The sequence below is a fragment of the Pseudomonas sp. IT-P294 genome (genome assembly GCF_949767865.1).
Taxonomy (GTDB): Bacteria; Pseudomonadota; Gammaproteobacteria; order Pseudomonadales; family Pseudomonadaceae; genus Aquipseudomonas.
In genome coordinates, this window is the sequence record NZ_CATKQW010000011.1 from 1186598 (window position 1) to 1202603 (window position 16006).

Annotated in this window: 15 protein-coding genes; 6 read left to right on the forward strand and 9 right to left on the reverse strand. The window is 62.1% G+C overall.

All coding sequences use genetic code 11. From position 1 onward, the window contains the following. Positions 1-66 precede the first annotated feature (66 nt). From ACM6I0_RS12675 to ACM6I0_RS12685, 3 genes are read right to left on the reverse strand one after another with little or no spacing between them, the layout of a single operon-like run. The gene (locus ACM6I0_RS12675) at positions 67-477 is read right to left on the reverse strand and encodes an SRPBCC family protein (RefSeq protein ID WP_414922424.1); all 411 of its coding nucleotides are present in this window, start codon (positions 475-477) and stop codon (positions 67-69) included. A 27-nt stretch (positions 478-504) separates the two neighbouring features. Continuing rightward, positions 505-1302 carry an SDR family NAD(P)-dependent oxidoreductase gene (locus tag ACM6I0_RS12680; RefSeq protein WP_414922551.1) on the reverse strand — a complete coding sequence of 266 codons (798 nt, stop codon included), beginning with the start codon at positions 1300-1302 and terminating at the stop codon, positions 505-507. Between the two features lie 8 nt (positions 1303-1310). Next, a complete protein-coding gene (locus ACM6I0_RS12685) occupies positions 1311-2327 on the reverse strand; it encodes an aldo/keto reductase (RefSeq protein WP_414922425.1) in 1017 nt (338 codons plus the stop codon). Positions 2328-2459: 132 nt separating this feature from the next. Here ACM6I0_RS12685 and ACM6I0_RS12690 point away from each other — a divergent pair, with 132 nt between their 5' ends. Then, positions 2460-3356, forward strand: a complete 897-nt coding sequence (locus tag ACM6I0_RS12690) for a LysR substrate-binding domain-containing protein (RefSeq protein ID WP_414922426.1) — start codon at positions 2460-2462, stop codon at positions 3354-3356. A gap of 121 nt (positions 3357-3477) precedes the next feature. Here ACM6I0_RS12690 and ACM6I0_RS12695 read toward each other — a convergent pair whose 3' ends face one another. The 6 genes from ACM6I0_RS12695 to ACM6I0_RS12720 all read right to left on the reverse strand — a co-directional run bounded on the left by ACM6I0_RS12695 (position 3478) and on the right by ACM6I0_RS12720 (position 9489). Then, positions 3478-3837 (reverse strand): DUF6124 family protein, encoded by a 360-nt coding sequence (locus ACM6I0_RS12695; RefSeq protein WP_414922427.1) that lies wholly within the window; start codon positions 3835-3837, stop codon positions 3478-3480. A 577-nt stretch (positions 3838-4414) separates the two neighbouring features. Next, positions 4415-5011, reverse strand: coding sequence for a DinB family protein (locus ACM6I0_RS12700; protein WP_285431162.1), 597 nt, complete (start codon positions 5009-5011; stop codon positions 4415-4417). 93 nt (positions 5012-5104) lie between these two features. After that, positions 5105-6220, reverse strand: a complete 1116-nt coding sequence (locus ACM6I0_RS12705) for an NAD(P)/FAD-dependent oxidoreductase (protein WP_414922428.1) — start codon at positions 6218-6220, stop codon at positions 5105-5107. A gap of 33 nt (positions 6221-6253) precedes the next feature. Next, the gene (locus tag ACM6I0_RS12710; protein WP_285431159.1) at positions 6254-7042 is read right to left on the reverse strand and encodes an SDR family oxidoreductase; all 789 of its coding nucleotides are present in this window, start codon (positions 7040-7042) and stop codon (positions 6254-6256) included. A gap of 29 nt (positions 7043-7071) precedes the next feature. Further along, positions 7072-8412, reverse strand: coding sequence for a PQQ-dependent sugar dehydrogenase (locus tag ACM6I0_RS12715; RefSeq protein ID WP_414922429.1), 1341 nt, complete (start codon positions 8410-8412; stop codon positions 7072-7074). A gap of 150 nt (positions 8413-8562) precedes the next feature. Beyond that, the gene (locus tag ACM6I0_RS12720; RefSeq protein WP_285431157.1) at positions 8563-9489 is read right to left on the reverse strand and encodes a LysR family transcriptional regulator; all 927 of its coding nucleotides are present in this window, start codon (positions 9487-9489) and stop codon (positions 8563-8565) included. A 175-nt stretch (positions 9490-9664) separates the two neighbouring features. Between ACM6I0_RS12720 and ACM6I0_RS12725 the strand changes: the two genes are divergently transcribed. From ACM6I0_RS12725 to ACM6I0_RS12745, 5 genes are all read left to right on the forward strand, one after another. Continuing rightward, positions 9665-10804: an iron-containing alcohol dehydrogenase gene (locus tag ACM6I0_RS12725; RefSeq protein ID WP_414922430.1), complete on the forward strand. Its 1140-nt coding sequence runs from the start codon at positions 9665-9667 to the stop codon at positions 10802-10804. A gap of 75 nt (positions 10805-10879) precedes the next feature. Next, complete coding sequence (locus ACM6I0_RS12730; RefSeq protein WP_414922431.1) at positions 10880-11659, forward strand: enoyl-CoA hydratase-related protein; 780 nt, start codon at positions 10880-10882, stop codon at positions 11657-11659. Between the two features lies 1 nt (position 11660). Further along, positions 11661-12866 carry a CaiB/BaiF CoA transferase family protein gene (locus ACM6I0_RS12735; protein ID WP_414922432.1) on the forward strand — a complete coding sequence of 402 codons (1206 nt, stop codon included), beginning with the start codon at positions 11661-11663 and terminating at the stop codon, positions 12864-12866. A 157-nt stretch (positions 12867-13023) separates the two neighbouring features. Beyond that, entirely contained in the window at positions 13024-14067 is a 1044-nt protein-coding gene (locus ACM6I0_RS12740) for a TRAP transporter substrate-binding protein (RefSeq protein ID WP_285431151.1), read from the forward strand. A gap of 15 nt (positions 14068-14082) precedes the next feature. Next, a complete protein-coding gene (locus ACM6I0_RS12745; RefSeq protein WP_414922433.1) occupies positions 14083-15981 on the forward strand; it encodes a TRAP transporter large permease subunit in 1899 nt (632 codons plus the stop codon). Positions 15982-16006: the final 25 nt, after the last annotated feature.

A 16006-nucleotide genomic window follows, 5' to 3' on the forward strand; every position in this document is an offset into this window, starting at 1 on the left:
CATAGATGTTGACTGATAGACCGCTATCGCGAGCAGGCTCGCTCCCACAGGGATCTACGGTGCTTCTCAGGCTGGGTAGTTGGCCCTCAAGGCCTCAAGGCCGCCCTGATAAATCCCGGCAAACAACGCCTCGACCTCTGCCTCGCTCACCCCGACCGGTGTAAACCGGCCCGACCACGTCACCCGGGTGCCCTTGCCCTGTGCTTCTACCTTGATAGTCGCCAGGTATTCGGTCGCTGGAAACGGCGCCTGCACAATCGAATAGCTGTAAGTTTTCCCGGCGTTATCAAACGCCTCCAGGCGCTCAACCACCACCGCGCCGTCCGCGGTTTGCAGGCTGCGCACCCGCCCGCCTTCGCTCAGTTCGCTTTTCGGGATAAACGGCAGCCAGTCCGGCAGCGTGTCGAAGCCGCCAATCAATTGCCACACCTGATCGGCCGACGCCGGGATATCAATAAACGCTGATGCAGTTGCCATGTAGTCCTCGCTCTTAATCAAAAAGGTTCAAATCGCCATGCTGTCAACGACACCGCCGTCGACCCGCAGCGCCGCGCCCGTGGTGGCCGAGGACAGCGGCGAAGCGATGTAGGCCACCAGGTTGGCGACTTCCTCGACATTCGCCACGCGCTGGATAATAGAAGTCGGCCGGGCCTTGCGCACGAACGCATCGGCTTCTTCACGAATACTACGCCCCGACGCAACAGTGGCGTCCTTGAGCATCTGCTCAAGGCCATCGGTCAGCGTCGGGCCGGGCAGGATCGCATTGACCGTCACGCCGGTGCCCGCCAACCGCTTGGCCAGGCCGTGGGACACCGCCAGGTTGGCGCTCTTGGTCACGCCATAGTTGAGCATGTCGGCGGGAATCGCGATGCCGGATTCCGAGGACACGAAGATCACCCGCCCCCAGCCTTGCTTGACCATGTCCGGCACGTAATGCCGTGACAGGCGCACGCCAGAGATCACATTGACCTCATAGAATCGCGTCCACTCGCTGTCCGGCGTGTCGAAAAAATCCACATCATTAAAGATCCCGAGGTTGTTCACCAGGATGTCGGCGCGGGGTTCGGCAGCGAACAGCTTTTCAGCGCCTTCAGCCGTACCGAGGTCGGCGGTCAGGCCACGCAGTTGCGCGTCCGGCACGCTCTGGCGGATGCTCGCCAGCGCCTGTTCGACCTTGGCCGTCTCGCGGCCGATCACTACCACCGTGGCACCGGATTCGGCCAGTGCCTTGCTGATGCCCAGGCCAATGCCAGCGGTGCTGCCGCTGACAATGGCAAGTTTTCCAGTCAAATCGATTTTCATGCTCATGCTCATGCTCCTGTGATCGGCAATGGCGCACGGTCAGAAACCAGTTTCGCCTCACGCATCGCTTGCCAGAATGCGGCGGGAATCACCGCCGACAGTGCGGCCACGTCTTCAGCGATTCGGTCCGGACGGCTGGACCCTGGAATCACCGCAGCCACTGCCGGATTCGCCAACGAGAACTGCAACGCAGCAGCCTTGATGTCGACACCGTGGGCAGCCGCGATGCGCTTGATCTGCTCGACCTTGTTGATGATCGCCGGGCTGGCTTTCTGGTATTCGAAGTGCGTACCACCGGCCAAAATGCCCGAACTGTAAGGACCGCCAACCACGATCTCGACGTTCTGCGCCAGTGCCGCGTCCATCAGACGCTGTAAGGCACGGTCGTGGTCGAGAAGAGTGTAGCGACCCGCCAGCAGAAAACCGTCCGGCTGCGCTTCAGTCAGATCAAGGGTCAGCTCGCACGGTTCAACCTTATTCACGCCCAGGCCCCAGCCCTTGATCACGCCCTCTTCGCGCAGTCGGGTCAGCACTTTGAACGCACCGGTGCGGGCCTGGTTGAAGTATTCCAGCCACTGATCGCCGTAGAAGTCCTGGGCAACGTCGTGCACCCAGACGATGTCCAGGCGGTCGGTCTGCAGACGCTTGAGGCTGTCTTCGATGGAACGCAGGGTGGCGTCGGCGCTGTAGTCGTTGACGATCTTGTTCGGGCGACCGTGCTCGAACACCCCGCTCTTCTCGCCGAGGTCGCGGGCAGCGGTGTCTTCGACTTCATCAAGAATGACCCGCCCGACTTTGCTGCTCAGCACGTAATCGTCGCGGTTGTAGTGGGCCAGCGCAGCGCCCAGGCGGATCTCCGACAGGCCCGAACCGTAAAACGGCGCGGTATCGAAGTAGCGCACGCCGGCATCCCACGCGGCGTGCACCGTGGCCAGCGCTTCTTCTTCAGGAATGGCGCGGAACATGTTGCCCAGTGGCGCCGTACCGAAACCCAGCGCGCCGGGCAGTTTGTCTTTCAAGCTCATGGTTCAATCCTCGTCAGCTTCAGAGGTCGCCCTTCATCAAGTAGTACGGGTGACCGTTGAGCAGATCCTAGATTGCGATGATCGGACCGTCCAAGACATAATGCGCAGCACTTAAGTCCCGATAGGTCTGACATGATCGACATCCGCCAATTGCGCTACTTCGTCGCCGTCGCCGAAGAAGAACACGTCGGTCGCGCCGCCGAACGTTTGCACATTTCCCAGTCGCCCCTGAGCCGGCAAATCGCCCAGCTCGAAGAACGTCTGGGCCTGACCCTGTTTGAGCGCAGCCAGCAGCGCATCCGCCTGACCCGCGACGGCCAGACGTTCCTCGCCGAAACTCGCGCCCTGCTGACCCACGCCAACCGCCTCGAATCGTTGGGCAAGCGCCTGGGCCGTGGCGAAGAAGGCGGCTTGTGCATCGGCTACATCGAAAACGCCATGCACGCCGGCGTGTTGCCCAACGCCCTGCGCGTGCTGCGCGGCGACCGGCCGAACGTGCACGTCGCGCTGTACAACCTGAGCTCTGCCGAACAACTCGAAGGCCTGCGTCAGCGTAGTCTGGACATCGCCCTGGTAGGCGAACCGCCCCTTGCCGACGATCCGGACCTGCTGGGTTTCCAGGTGCTCGACGACCCGATGCTACTGGCCTTGCCCGAGCACCATGCCCTCGCCCAGCAAGCGACACTGAGCCCGGCAGACCTGGCCGATCAGGAGTGGATCGGCGTGCAACACCGGCAGAACTGTGCCAGCCGCGACGACTTCATCAGCGCCTGCATCCGCGCCGGTTTCACCCCGGACATCCGCATGGAAGCCACCGAGCCCTTCACCGCGTTGGGGCTGGTAGCGTCAGGACTGGGGATTGCGATGATTCAAAAAGGCTTGAGCCGCAATGCACCACCGGGCGTGGTGCTGCGGGAAGTGCCATGGATTTCGTTTACCACGCCATTGTGGGCGGCGTGGCACCGAATCAATCTGCGGCCGCTGGTGGAGACGTTCAGGAAAGTGCTGACAGAGCCAGGTTCGCCATGATCGTTCCCACGTCGAACCGTCCGCGTGGGAATGCCTCTAGGGACGCTCCGCGTTCCAGGTCGGGAAAGGGACGCGGAGCGTCCCGGGCTGCATTCCCACGCAGAGCGTGGGAACGATCTGATCAGGCGCTCTGCGGATCGACGTTATCCAGCGCCCGGTTTACCGCCAGCTCGCCCAGCATGATGATCTGCTGCAACGCCAGCATCTTGTGGCGCTGCGGTCCTTGCAGCTCCCCGGCAAAATCACTCGCCATCACACTTGCCGAGGCCAGGGACTCGCAGGCGTGAGCCAACAGGCTTTCCGAATCGATATCGGGCGCGATGAGGAACATCGTGCTGGGTTTTCTTGGGGGTGGCGCCTTGGCGGGGTTGAGGTAATGGTCGAGGGCGCGGTCGGCGGCTTCGTTGAATTTTTTGGAATCGGGGGATTCGTACGGAGAAACGTCGTTTATATCCGGAGGATTGGGGGTGGTTTTGAACACAGTGAAGCTCCTTGATTGGCGGAGCTGCGACCTGACGCGGTCAAACGAAAGGTGGCAGCTGTACGCGGGTTGACCGACCGGAAATCAAGGAATCCGGCACACTCGAAAGTGTCCCTCGCACAGCCACCGCAAAAAGCCTGGAGCTTTTTTTGGCCACTGGTACGCCTTGATCGATTCGGACGGTCAAGTCCGGTCGCTGAATTGGCAGCGACCCGGAAACGATAGAGTCCAGGCCCAAGGCGCACAAGCCGGCGGATTCTGGCGCAGACGTAGGCAACGACGCAAGGATGTGTAGCCTGAGAGAGTGTCTGGAGATGTCGATTAAACATCGACGTTTAAAACTCCCCCCGCGCCCATACACCACGGACCAGACTGAAAAATAAATGCGCCTCCTTTTCCGGAGACGCTCAGGAAAGTACTGACCAAATCGGGCTCGCAATGATCGTTCCCACGCTCTGCGTGGGAATGCAGCCCGGGACGCTCCGCGTCCCTTTCGAAAGCTGGAATGCGGAGCGTCCCTAGAGGCATTCCCACGCGGACGGTTCGACGCCTCGACGTGGGAACGATCAGCCAACCGTCAACGATAACGATTCGGCAGAACGTTGGTTGCACTCGAGAATCGTCCAATACAGGTCGGCGCCGCTACCGGGGTATTGATCGATTGGAAAGACGCGGGATCGGTTTCGCGCAGGAAGATCGGCATATCGGTCATCGGCGGCATGGCGGGAATGTCGAAATACATCTGGATCACCCAGCCCCGGTGGTAGCTGGCGTGGTTGACCACGTGCAGCAACATCGCGCCGGCGCTCATGGAGCCGCTCTCGCCCGAAACGAAGGTGAACTCGACAGGTTTGTCCAGCGAGGACTCGGTCTGCCGGGCGCTCCAGTCGCAGTACCAGTGATCGATGTCCTTTTGCGCCATGCGCAAGTCAGACAGGTCGGGATGCAACAGATCGTGTGAGGTTTTGAAGCCGTGCCCTCGGCCTTCGAGGTGAGCCTTCCAGATGCAGTCCACGACATAGATGTGGTTCAGGGTGCCGATCATGTTCCTGAACACCGACACCCGCTCTTTGTCGACCTCTCCCGGCGGCAGTTCGGCCAGGCTGTCAAACAGGCGCTTGTCGGCCCATTGCTTGTATTCGGCAAGCATGCGGGCAGTGCGTACGTTGATCATCACAGCTCTCCCATGACAATGGGCACTCTGCCAAGCATAGCCCTCTCGTCGCAAAGCAGCGTAAACACTGATAACCGGCAGTTTCGCCAGCGACTAAAAGGAGTGCGGTGCCAGACGCTGAACTACCCGTTCGGCCAGCGCCAGGCAACTGGTGAGGCCTGGGGATTCAATGCCGAACAGGTTCACCAGCCCCGGCACGCCATGTTCGGTCGGACCGCTGATGATGAAGTCAGCCGCCGGCTCGTTCGGGCCGGTGATTTTCGGGCGGATGCCGCTGTAGGCCGGTTGCAGGCTGTCATCGGGCAAACCGGGCCAGTAACGCCGGATCGCTTCGTAGAAGCCGTCGGCCCGGCGCGAGTCCACGCGGTAATCCACCTGATCGACCCATTCGACATCCGGCCCGAAACGCGCCTGTCCACCCAGGTCGAGGGTCATGTGCACCCCGAGCCCGGCACTTTCCGGCGCCGGATACACCAGATGCCGAAACGGCGCCCGACCGCTGAAACTGAAATAGCTGCCTTTGCACAACCGCGCCGCAGGAACGTGCTGCGATGGCAAACCTTTAATCCGGCTCGCCACATCCGGCGCGGACAACCCGGCGCAATTGATCAACTCGCGGCAGTTCAACGTCATCGGCTGCGCACCGCCCATGTGCAGTTCAAAACCTTGCTCGGTGCATCGGGCAGATGCCAGCGGCGTGTGAAAGGCAATCGATGTGCCGAGGGCTTCGGCGTCTGCCTGAAGCGCCAGCATCAGGGCATGGGAATCGACGATACCGGTGGAAGGCGACCAGAGCGCCGCGACGCAGGACAGCGCCGGTTCAAGCGCTTGTGCTTGCCCCGCGTCGAGCCATTGCAAGTCATCGACGCCGTTGCGTTGGCCCTGTTCCAATAACGCCTGCAACGCCACGCACTGACGCTCATCGGTGGCCACGATCAGCTTGCCCAGGCGTTGGTAATCGACGCTGCGCTCATCGCAGAAAGCGTAAAGGCGTTGCTTGCCCTCCACGCACAACTGCGCTTTCAGGCTGGCGCTCGGGTAATAGATCCCGGCATGGATCACTTCGGAATTGCGCGAACTGATGCCCACGCCAATGCCGTCGCCAGCCTCGACCAGGATCACTTCGCGCCCGGTCCGGGCCAGCGCCCTGGCCACCGCGAGGCCGACCACGCCGGCCCCGACCACCACGCATTGAATATCGACGCTCACCTGCCTTGTGCTCCTTTTACGCCTGACGATCCATCAAAACGTACCGGGATAACTGCCGCCATCCAACAACAAATTCTGCCCGGTCAGAAAACCGCTGTGGGCGCTGCAAATGAACGCGCAGTAGGCGCCGAATTCATCGGGCTGGCCGAAGCGCTGGGCCGGGACGTTTCGGCGGCGCTGTTCACTGATCTGCTCGACATCGGTGCCATTGGCCTGGGCGGCCGCGCTCAGGGTTTTGTGCAAGCGTTCGGTCTCGAACGGGCCCGGCAGCAAATTGTTGATCGTCACGTTGTGCCCGGCCAGCCGCGCCTGACGCGCCAGCCCGGCGATAAAACCGGTCAAGCCACTGCGCGCGCCGTTGGACAGGCCGAGCACATCGATGGGGGCCTTGACCGCGCCCGACGTGATGTTGACCACGCGCCCGAAACCGCGCTCGGCCATGCCATCGACGCAGGCCTTGATCAGCTCGATGGGCGTGAGCATGTTGGCGTCCAGCGCCTTCAACCAGTCTTCACGCTGCCAGTCACGGAAGTCGCCCGGCGGTGGTCCGCCAGCGTTATTGATCAGGATATCGACCTGCGGACACGCCGCCAGCACCTGCTCGCGCACCTCAGGGGTGCTGATGTCCCCGGCCACCGTGCGCACTTCAATTCCCGGCGCCAGGTTGCGTAATTGTCCGGCGGCGGCCTGCAATGTTTCGTCGCCGCGTGCGTTGATCACCAGATTGACGCCCTCCATCGCCAAGGCTCGCGCACACGCCAGACCCAAGCCTTTGCTGGCGGCGCAGACAATCGCCCAACGACCTGAAATACCCAAATCCATAATCGTGCTCCTGACAATTGTGATGTTGACTAGGGTTTCACGGCGGCGATACGCCAGATCTTGTTCCCGACATCATCAGCGACCAACAACGCGCCGCGCTGGTCCAGCGTTACGCCCACGGGACGCCCCTGCGCTTCGCCGTCGGCATTGAGAAACCCGGTCAGGAAATCAACCGGCATTCCATTGGGTTTGCCATCGCTGAACGGGATGAACACCACTTTATAGCCCGCCTGCGGGTTGCGGTTCCACGAGCCATGCTCGCCAACGAAAACACCTTGGGCGAAGTTCGCCGGCATGGCCCGCGAGTCCGAGAATGCCAAGCCCAGCGGCGCGACGTGCGTGCCCAGCGCGTAATCCGGGGCAATGGCCTGGGCCACTTTGTCCGGGCGCGGCGGCTCGACACGGGTGTCGACGTGGGCGCCGTAGTAACTCCACGGCCAGCCGTAGAATGCGCCGTCCTTCACCGACGTCAGGTAATCGGGCACCAGGTCGCTGCCGATTTCGTCACGCTCGTTGACTACCGTCCACAGCTGCGTCGTACCCGGCTTCCAGGCCAGCCCGTTGGGGTTGCGCAGACCGCTGGCAAACAGACGCTTGCTGCCGTTCTTGACGTCGACCTCCCAAATCGCGGCGCGGCCTTCTTCCGCATCGAGACCGTTTTCGCCGACATTGCTGTTGGAACCCACCGTGACGTACAACCGCGTCCCTTCAGGGTTGGCCAACACGTTCTTGGTCCAGTGGTGATTGATGCCCGCCGGCAGGTCGGTGACTTTCACCGGTACTGCCTTTATCTCGGTCTGACCTTCGCTGTATGGGACCTTGACCAAGGCGTCGGCGTTGGCGATGAACAACTCATTGCCCACCAGCGCCATGCCGAACGGCGAGGTCAGACCGGTCATGAACTCGGTTCGAACCTCGGCGTGACCGTCGCCGTCGACATCGCGCAACAAGGTGATTCGGTTGGCGCTCGGGGCGTCGGCCCCCACGCGGCCCATCACGAACCCCATCGCCGTGCGGCGTACCCAGGCAATCGGACCGGTGCCGCCATCGGTGGCCCCTTCCGGCATCGGCGGATGATTGCTTTCGGCGACCAGCACATCGCCGTTGGGCAAGACATAGATCCAGCGCGGGTGGTCGAGGTTTTCAGCCAGCGCGGCCACGGTGAAACCGGCAGGCGCCTTGGGGCGGTCCTGACCCGACCAGCCCACCGCTTTTGAAACTTTCAAGGTGGGGATCAGCGACGTGACGGGCTCGGGCAACTGCGGGGCCGGGCCGACGCCCGCCTGTGGCGGCAGTTTGGAAGATTCACCACAGGCAGTGAGGAGCGCGGCAGTGGTCATCAAGAGCGCGAGCCGGTTGGGCACATTCATGTTGGAACCTCGCAGTGGCCATCCATGGGCCAATTATTGGGCAGGCAAAATCCCGCGAAGTATTGCGGCGCAGACATCCTTTCAAACACCGCCTCCACGGCAAATCACATTTGCCTTAATCGCACGAATGCTCACTTGCAGACGCAGGCATTATCCCGAGGGATTCAACAAAGCCTCTCGCAGCAAGCGCGCCGCCGGCGAGTCCGGTACGCCTTTGCGCGATACCAGCTCATAGGGTTCGCTGCGTGAGGTGATGGGCAGCGGCAGCGTGGTGGTGAAGCCGTAGCCGGAGCAGAACTTCGCCACATCGGTCGACACCAGCGCGACCAGGGTCGGGTTTTCCTGGAGCAGCGACAGCGTGGCAAACGCCGAGGTGGTTTCCAGCAGGTGCACCGGGAACCGCAGGTCGGCCTCGTGAAATTCGCGTTCCAGCAACAAGCGCATCGGCATGTTGGCGCGGTAGACGACCCAGCGGTAATCCACTAGGTCCTTGAGCGACAACTGCCGGGCGTAGGCGAACGGATGTTGGGTGCTGGCGATCACCGCCAGGGTTTCTTCGACGAAGGTCGAGCTCTCATACAAGTAGGGCGTGGTGCTGATGGTGGTACGGCAGATCGCAAGGTCCAGGCGCCCGGCGTCGAGCTGGCTGAGCAGCGCGGCGCTGGTGTCTTCGACGATCTCGATCGACAGTTTCGGGTTGTCGGCAATGACTCGGCTGATAGCGGTGGTCAACAGCGGCACGGCGCCCATGATGGTGCCGACGGACACCCGTCCGCCCTCGCCGCTCATGATGCCGATGATCTCTTCGCGCAGGTGTGCGAGGTCGGTCTGGATCAGCCGGGCGTAGCGGATCACCGAGCGTCCGGCATCGTTCGGTTCAAGCCCGCGGTTAGTGCGGGTGAACAGCGACGTGCCAAAGGTGGTTTCAATTTCCTGCAGGGCTTTGCTGGCGCCGGGTTGGGTCAGCGCGACCTGCTTGGCCGCGCCCAGCAAGGAGCCGTGCTCATCCAGGGCTATCAGCAAACGCAGCTGCTTGATGTGCAGGCGGGACATGATCGAGTTGAGTGAGGGCGTCATCAGGGTTAACTAAAAGTTATAGAGGTATCGAAAGTTGTCAGTATCGAGGCTCGCCACGACGGCCCTATAGTCCACCCCACGACCAGGCAATGCAATGGGTTTGACCCGAGATCGAAAGCTCTCCTGCCCCCAACCGATTGCAACAATAACAATCCTGTATAACTTGTGGTGAATCATGTCCCTCATCAATTACGTCACCAAAATCCAGTTCGGCTACGACAGCCTGCAGCATCTGGCCGCCGAAGCCGAGCGCGCCGGTATCACCCGGCCGCTGATCGTCACTGACGTCGGCGTGCGCCGCGCCGGTATCGTCGACAAGGTCATCGCAGCCCTCGGCGCTGAACGTACACCGACGATTTTTGACGCCACCCCGCCCAATCCCAACGAACACGCGGTGCGTGACGCCGTCGAGCAATACCACCTGGGCGAGTGCAACGGCATCATCGCGGTGGGTGGCGGTTCTTCGATTGATCTGGCCAAAGGTGTCGCGGTCTGCGCCACCCACGACGGCCCCCTGCAAAGCTTTGCGGTGATCGAAGGCGGGCTGGATCGCATTACGTCTGCCACCGCGCCGCTGATTGCCATTCCGACCACGGCAGGCACCGGCAGCGAAGTCGGCCGGGGCGCCATTCTGATCCTCGACGATGGTCGCAAGGTGGGCGTAATCTCGCCTTATGTCGTGCCTCGCGTGGCCATCTGCGACCCGGAACTGACCCTGGGCCTGCCAGCGATGCTGACCGCCGCCACCGGCATGGACGCGATCGCCCATTGCATCGAAACGTTCATGGCACCGGCCTTCAACCCCGCCGCCGATGGCATTGCCCTCGATGGCTTGTGGCGCGCCTGGGAACACATCGAGCGCGCCACCACCGAACCCGGTGATCGCGAAGCCCGGATGAACATGATGAGCGCGTCGATGCAAGGCGCGCTGGCCTTCCAGAAAGGGTTGGGCTGTGTGCACAGCCTGTCCCACGCCCTGGGCGGCATCAATCCGAAACTGCACCACGGCACCTTGAACGCGATCTTTCTGCCCGCCGTCGTCGACTTCAACGCCAACGCACCCACCGTTCGCGACGAACGCAAGCTCGAACGCCTGCGCCATGCCATGGGCCTTGCGGCCGGCGCCAATATCGGTGAGGCCATCGAAGACATGACCCGACGCCTGGGCCTGCCAACCCGCCTGAGCGAGATCGGCGTCGACCCAAGCCTGTTCGCCGGCATTGTCGAAGGCGCCTTGCACGATCACAGCCACAAGACCAATCCCCGCGAAGCATCGCCCGCGGACTACCTGTCGATGCTCGAACAATCGCTGTAAGCAGCCGCTATCCAACAACAATAAATCAGGAGGCAACCGCAGCGTCGAACGCGATTCGACGCCAGCGGAACAATCATGAAGCCCACCGTCCTTATCGACCGGCAAGACAGCCTTGCCATCGTCACCCTCAGTCATCCGGGAAAAATGAATGCCCTGACCCTGTCCATGTGGCAGGACCTGGGTGACGTCATGAGCGAATTGTCCGCCGATACCAGCGTGCGCTGCGTGGTGTTGCGCGGCGCTGGCGAGCAAGCGTTTGCCGCCGGCGCCGATGTCGGTGAGTTTCCCGCTGTGCGCGCCAATCAGGCGCAAGCCCGGGTCTATGCCGACGTCACGTCCAGGGCCATGCGCGCCGTTGCCGACTGCCCACACCCGGTGATCGCGATGATCCACGGCGTGTGCGTCGGCGGCGGCCTGGAAATCGCCGCACTGTGCGATTTGCGCATCTGCGGCACCTCCAGTCGCTTCGGCGCGCCGGTCGGCAAGCTGGGATTGGTCATGTCCTATGACGAAATGGCCGGTCTGGTGGCATTGGCCGGACGTTCGACCACCCTCGAAATCCTTCTCGAAGGGCGGATTCTCGACGCCAACGACGCCTACGTGAAACACCTCGTGACCCGCGTCGTCGCTGATAGCGAGGTCGAGTCCGAAACCCTCGCCACCGCCAGGCGCATCGCCAACGGCGCGCCCCTCGTCGCCCGCTGGCACCGCCAGGCCGCACGCCAGCTTGAGGCCGGCGTTGCGCCCACCGCCGAGCAGATCGACAGCAGTTACAGCTGCTACGACACCGACGATTTTCAGATTGGCCTGAACGCTTTCATCGCGAAAGCCAAACCACAATTCAAGGGGAAATAACATGGGACCGCTGACAGGAATGCGCGTGGTAGAACTGGCTCACATCATGTCCGGCCCGGTGTGCGGCATGATGCTGGCCGACATGGGCGCCGACGTGGTGAAGGTCGAGAAAGTCCCGGACGGTGACGACTCGCGCCGCTTCTCGCCAATCATGGCCAGCGGTGAATCCGCCTCGTTCATGGTGGTCAACCGCAACAAGCGCGGCATTGGCCTGAACCTCAAGACCGAGGGCGGGCGCGACGTGTTGCGCCGCCTGTTGATGGACGCCGATGTGGTCACGGAAAACTACCGCGCCGGCACCATGGAAAAATTCGGCCTCGGTTATGAAACCCTGAAAACCCTTAACCCCGGGCTGATCTACTGCGCGATCTCCGGTTACGGCCGCAGCGGGCCGTTCGGCGAAAAAGGCGGTTTTGACCTGATCGCCCAAGGCATGAGCGGCATGATGAGCATGACCGGTGAAGCCGGGCGTGAGCCGGTCAAGGCCGGTTCGCCGGTGGCCGACATCAACTCCGGCATCCTCGCCGCCCTCGGCATCTGCGCGGCCTACGCGGCCAAGCAGAAAACCGGTCTTGGGCAGATGGTCGACACCTCGCTGTTCGAAGCCGGCCTGCAACAAATGTACTGGCCGGCGGCGGCGTATTTCGCCGACGGCACCATCCTGCCGAAGATGGGTTCGGCCAACTCCACCAGCGCGCCGTATCAGGTGTTCCGCACCGCCGACGGCTGGATCAACATTGGCGCCGCCAACCAGGCCAACTACGAACGGCTGGTCGAAGCGCTTGCCGTGCCGCAACTCAAAGCCGACCCGCGCTTCGCCAGCAACGCGTTGCGCATGGAGCATCGCCTGGCCCTGGTGGAGATCCTCAACGAAGTGCTGGTTGCGCGCACCACGGACGAATGGATGGTGCTGTTCGACAGCCTCGGCCTGCCTGCCGGGCCGGTCCTGGACATCGCCGCCGCACTGGCCCACCCCCAAACCATCGCACGCGGCATGGTCGTGGAAACCGAACACCCTACCGAAGGCCGAGTGCGCGGCATGGGGCTGCCGATCCACTTCTCCGACATGGACAACGCCGCGCCACCGACCAGCCGCCCCGCTCCATTGCTGGGTGAACACACTCGCGAAGTGCTGAAGGAAAGTGGTTACGCGGACGATGAAATCGACGAACTGATTAAAAGCAAAGCCGTGGTGGCATTGGCATAACGCAAACCTGTGGGAGCGAGCTTGCTCGCGATGAGGTCGTGTCAAACGACATAAGTGGTGACTGATACGCCGCCATCGCGAGCAAGCTCGCTCCCACAAGGATCAGCATTGATCCGCAGTTTTTTTGAACAACAACAAAAACAAGAAGGTGAACATCATGAGCCGTATCTTGACCGAGTCCGTCAGCCGCCGATCATTTCTAGTGTCTGCCGGCGTCACCGTGGGCGGTGCATTCGCCGCCAACCTGCTGCCCTCCAGCGTCTTCGCCGCGACCAAACCGATTGTGTTGCGCTACACCAGCAGCCTGCCCGACACCCATCCGTTGAATAAACAGATGAAGGCCGCGTCCGAAGCCATCAAGGCCGAAACCAACGGCGCCGTGGACCTGCAGGTGTACGCCAACGGCGCCATGGGCGGCGACACTGACATGCTGTCCCAGGTGCGTGCCGGTGCCATCGACTTCATTCCGTTGCCAGGTGCGATCCTCTCCACGCTGGTGCCGGCCATGTCGATTGAAAGCATGCCGTTCGCCTTCAAGGACTACGACAGTGTCTGGGCCGCGCTGGACGGCAAGCTGGGCGAGCACGTACGGGCCAAGACCGAGAAAGTCGGTTTGATCCCGATGGAGAAAGTCTGGAACAACGGTTTCCGCCAGATCACCAGTTCGACCCGACCGATCAACACCCCGCAAGACCTCGCCGGTTTCAAACTGCGCGTGCTGGTCAGCCCGTTGTGGACCTCGATGTTCAGCGCACTCGGCGCCTCCCCGACCGGCATCAGCATCAACGAAACCTACTCGGCGTTGCAGACCAAAGTCGTCGACGGCCAGGAAAACCCGTTGGTGGTAGTCGAGTCCGCACGGTTCTATGAAGTGCAGAAATACTGCTCCATGACTGACCACATCTGGGGTGGCTTCTGGATTGTCGCCTCGGGCAAGACCTTTCCGAAACTGCCAGCGGACGTACAGGAAATCGTCTCCCGGCAAATCAACGCCGCCGCCCTGGTGCAGCGCCAGCAGGTCATCGACCTCAACTCCAGCCTGGAACCGTCATTGACCGCCCACGGCATCACCTTCAACAAAGTCGACCGTTCGTTGTTCCGGGCGGACCTGCAATCCAAAGGCTTCTACACCCAATGGAAGGAAAAGTACGGCCCCGAAGCCTGGAGCTTGCTCGAGCAGTACGCGGGTCAACTGTCCTAAGCCGGAGACAAAGTCATGAAAAGCCAACTACCAATGACGGATGTTTCTCCCGCTGAAGGACTCAGCCCACACCAGGCCACATTTCGTCTGGGCCGCGCACTCGACACCGGGCTGCGCTGGCTGACTGAAGGCAGCGCGGCGTTGCTGGTGGTTATCGAAGTCTCGCTGCTGTTTTGCAATGTGTTCTCGCGCTACGTACTCAATCAACCCATTGTCTGGGGTGATGAACTGGCCTCGCTGCTGTTTCTGTGGCTGGCGATGCTCGGTTCGGTGGTGGCGATGCGGCGCGGCGAGCACATGCGCCTGACCTCGTTCATCGGGCGCTTGCCGCTCGAGAAGCGCGCCTTTGTCGACACCTTGGGCGCGGTGATCGTCATCACGTTCATCGGGTTGCTGTTCACCCCCGCCTGGGAATACGTCAGCGACGAGTGGATCATCACCACGGCGGCCCTGGAAATCCCCAACGCCTTTCGCGTGTCGGCCATCGCGGTCGGCCTGAGCCTGATGCTGATGACGTGTGTCGCGCGGCTGCTGACCAGCGCCCGGCTGATCGATTTCTCGGTGTCGGTGGCGATGCTGGCCTCCCTGGCCGGGTTGTTGTGGGCGGCTGAAGGTCCTCTGCTGCTGATGGGCAACTGGAACCTGGTGGTCTTCTTCATGATCGGCGTCATGGCCATGATCGTCATCGGCGTGCCGATCATGGTCGCGTTCGGCCTGGCGACCGTGGCGTACTTGTCGACCATGACCAGCACACCGCTGACCCTGGTGGTCGGGCGGATGGACGAAGGCATGGCGAGCCTGATTCTGCTGGCCATTCCGTTGTTTGTGTTCCTGGGTGCGTTGATCGAAGCGATGGGCATGGCCCGCGCGATGATCCACTTCCTCTGCTCGCTGATCGGCCATGTGCGTGGCGGTCTGTCTTATGTGCTGATCGGCGCGATCTACCTGATCTCCGGCATTTCCGGCTCCAAGGCTGCCGACATGGCGGCCATCGCCCCGGCGCTGTTTCCGGAAATGAAGAAACGCGGCGAGGATGAAAACGAACTGGTGGCGATGCTCAATGCCTCCGGCGCGATGTCGGAAACCATTCCCCCAAGCCTGGTACTGATCACCATCGGTTCGGTGACCGGGGTGTCGATTTCGGCCCTGTTCACTGGGGGCTTCATGCCAGCAGTGGTGGGCGCCATCGCGATGGCGGCAGTGATCTGGTGGAAAAACCGCAAAGGCGAGGTCACCACCGGCAAACGCGCCTCGACCAAGGAAATCGGGCATTCACTGCTGGTGGCGTTACCGGCCCTGGCCCTGCCCTTCGTGATACGCACCGCTGTGGTCGAAGGTGTGGCCACCGCCACCGAAGTCGCCGCCATTGGCGTGGCCTACACCTTCATCGTCGGGTTGCTGTGCTACCGCTGCTTTGACTGGCGTCGGCTGTACCCGATCCTGGTCAGCACCGCGTCGCTGTCCGGCGCGATCCTGATCATCATCGGCAGCGCGACTGCGATGGCCTGGGCGCTGACCCAATCGGGCTTCTCCCACCAATTGGCGCAAGTGATGTCGACCGTGCCGGGTGGTGCGCTGGGCTTCCTGATCATCTCCGCCGTGGCGTTCATCCTCCTGGGCAGCTTCCTGGAAGGCATCCCGGCCATCGTGCTGTTCGGACCGCTGCTGTTTCCGATTGCCAAGGCCATGGGCATCAACGACGTGCATTACGCAATGGTCGCGATCTTTGCCATGGGCCTGGGCTTGTTCGCCCCACCGTTTGGTGTGGGCTTCTATGCCGCGTGCGCCATCGCCAAGGTCGACCCCAGCGGCGCCATGCGTCGAGTCTGGCCGTATCTGGGCGCGCTCGTTGTCGCCCTCGGGGTGCTGATCGCCGTGCCATGGATCTCCATCGGTTTCCTGCCCGCCACCTGAATCACTCTTTGACTGACAGCACTCA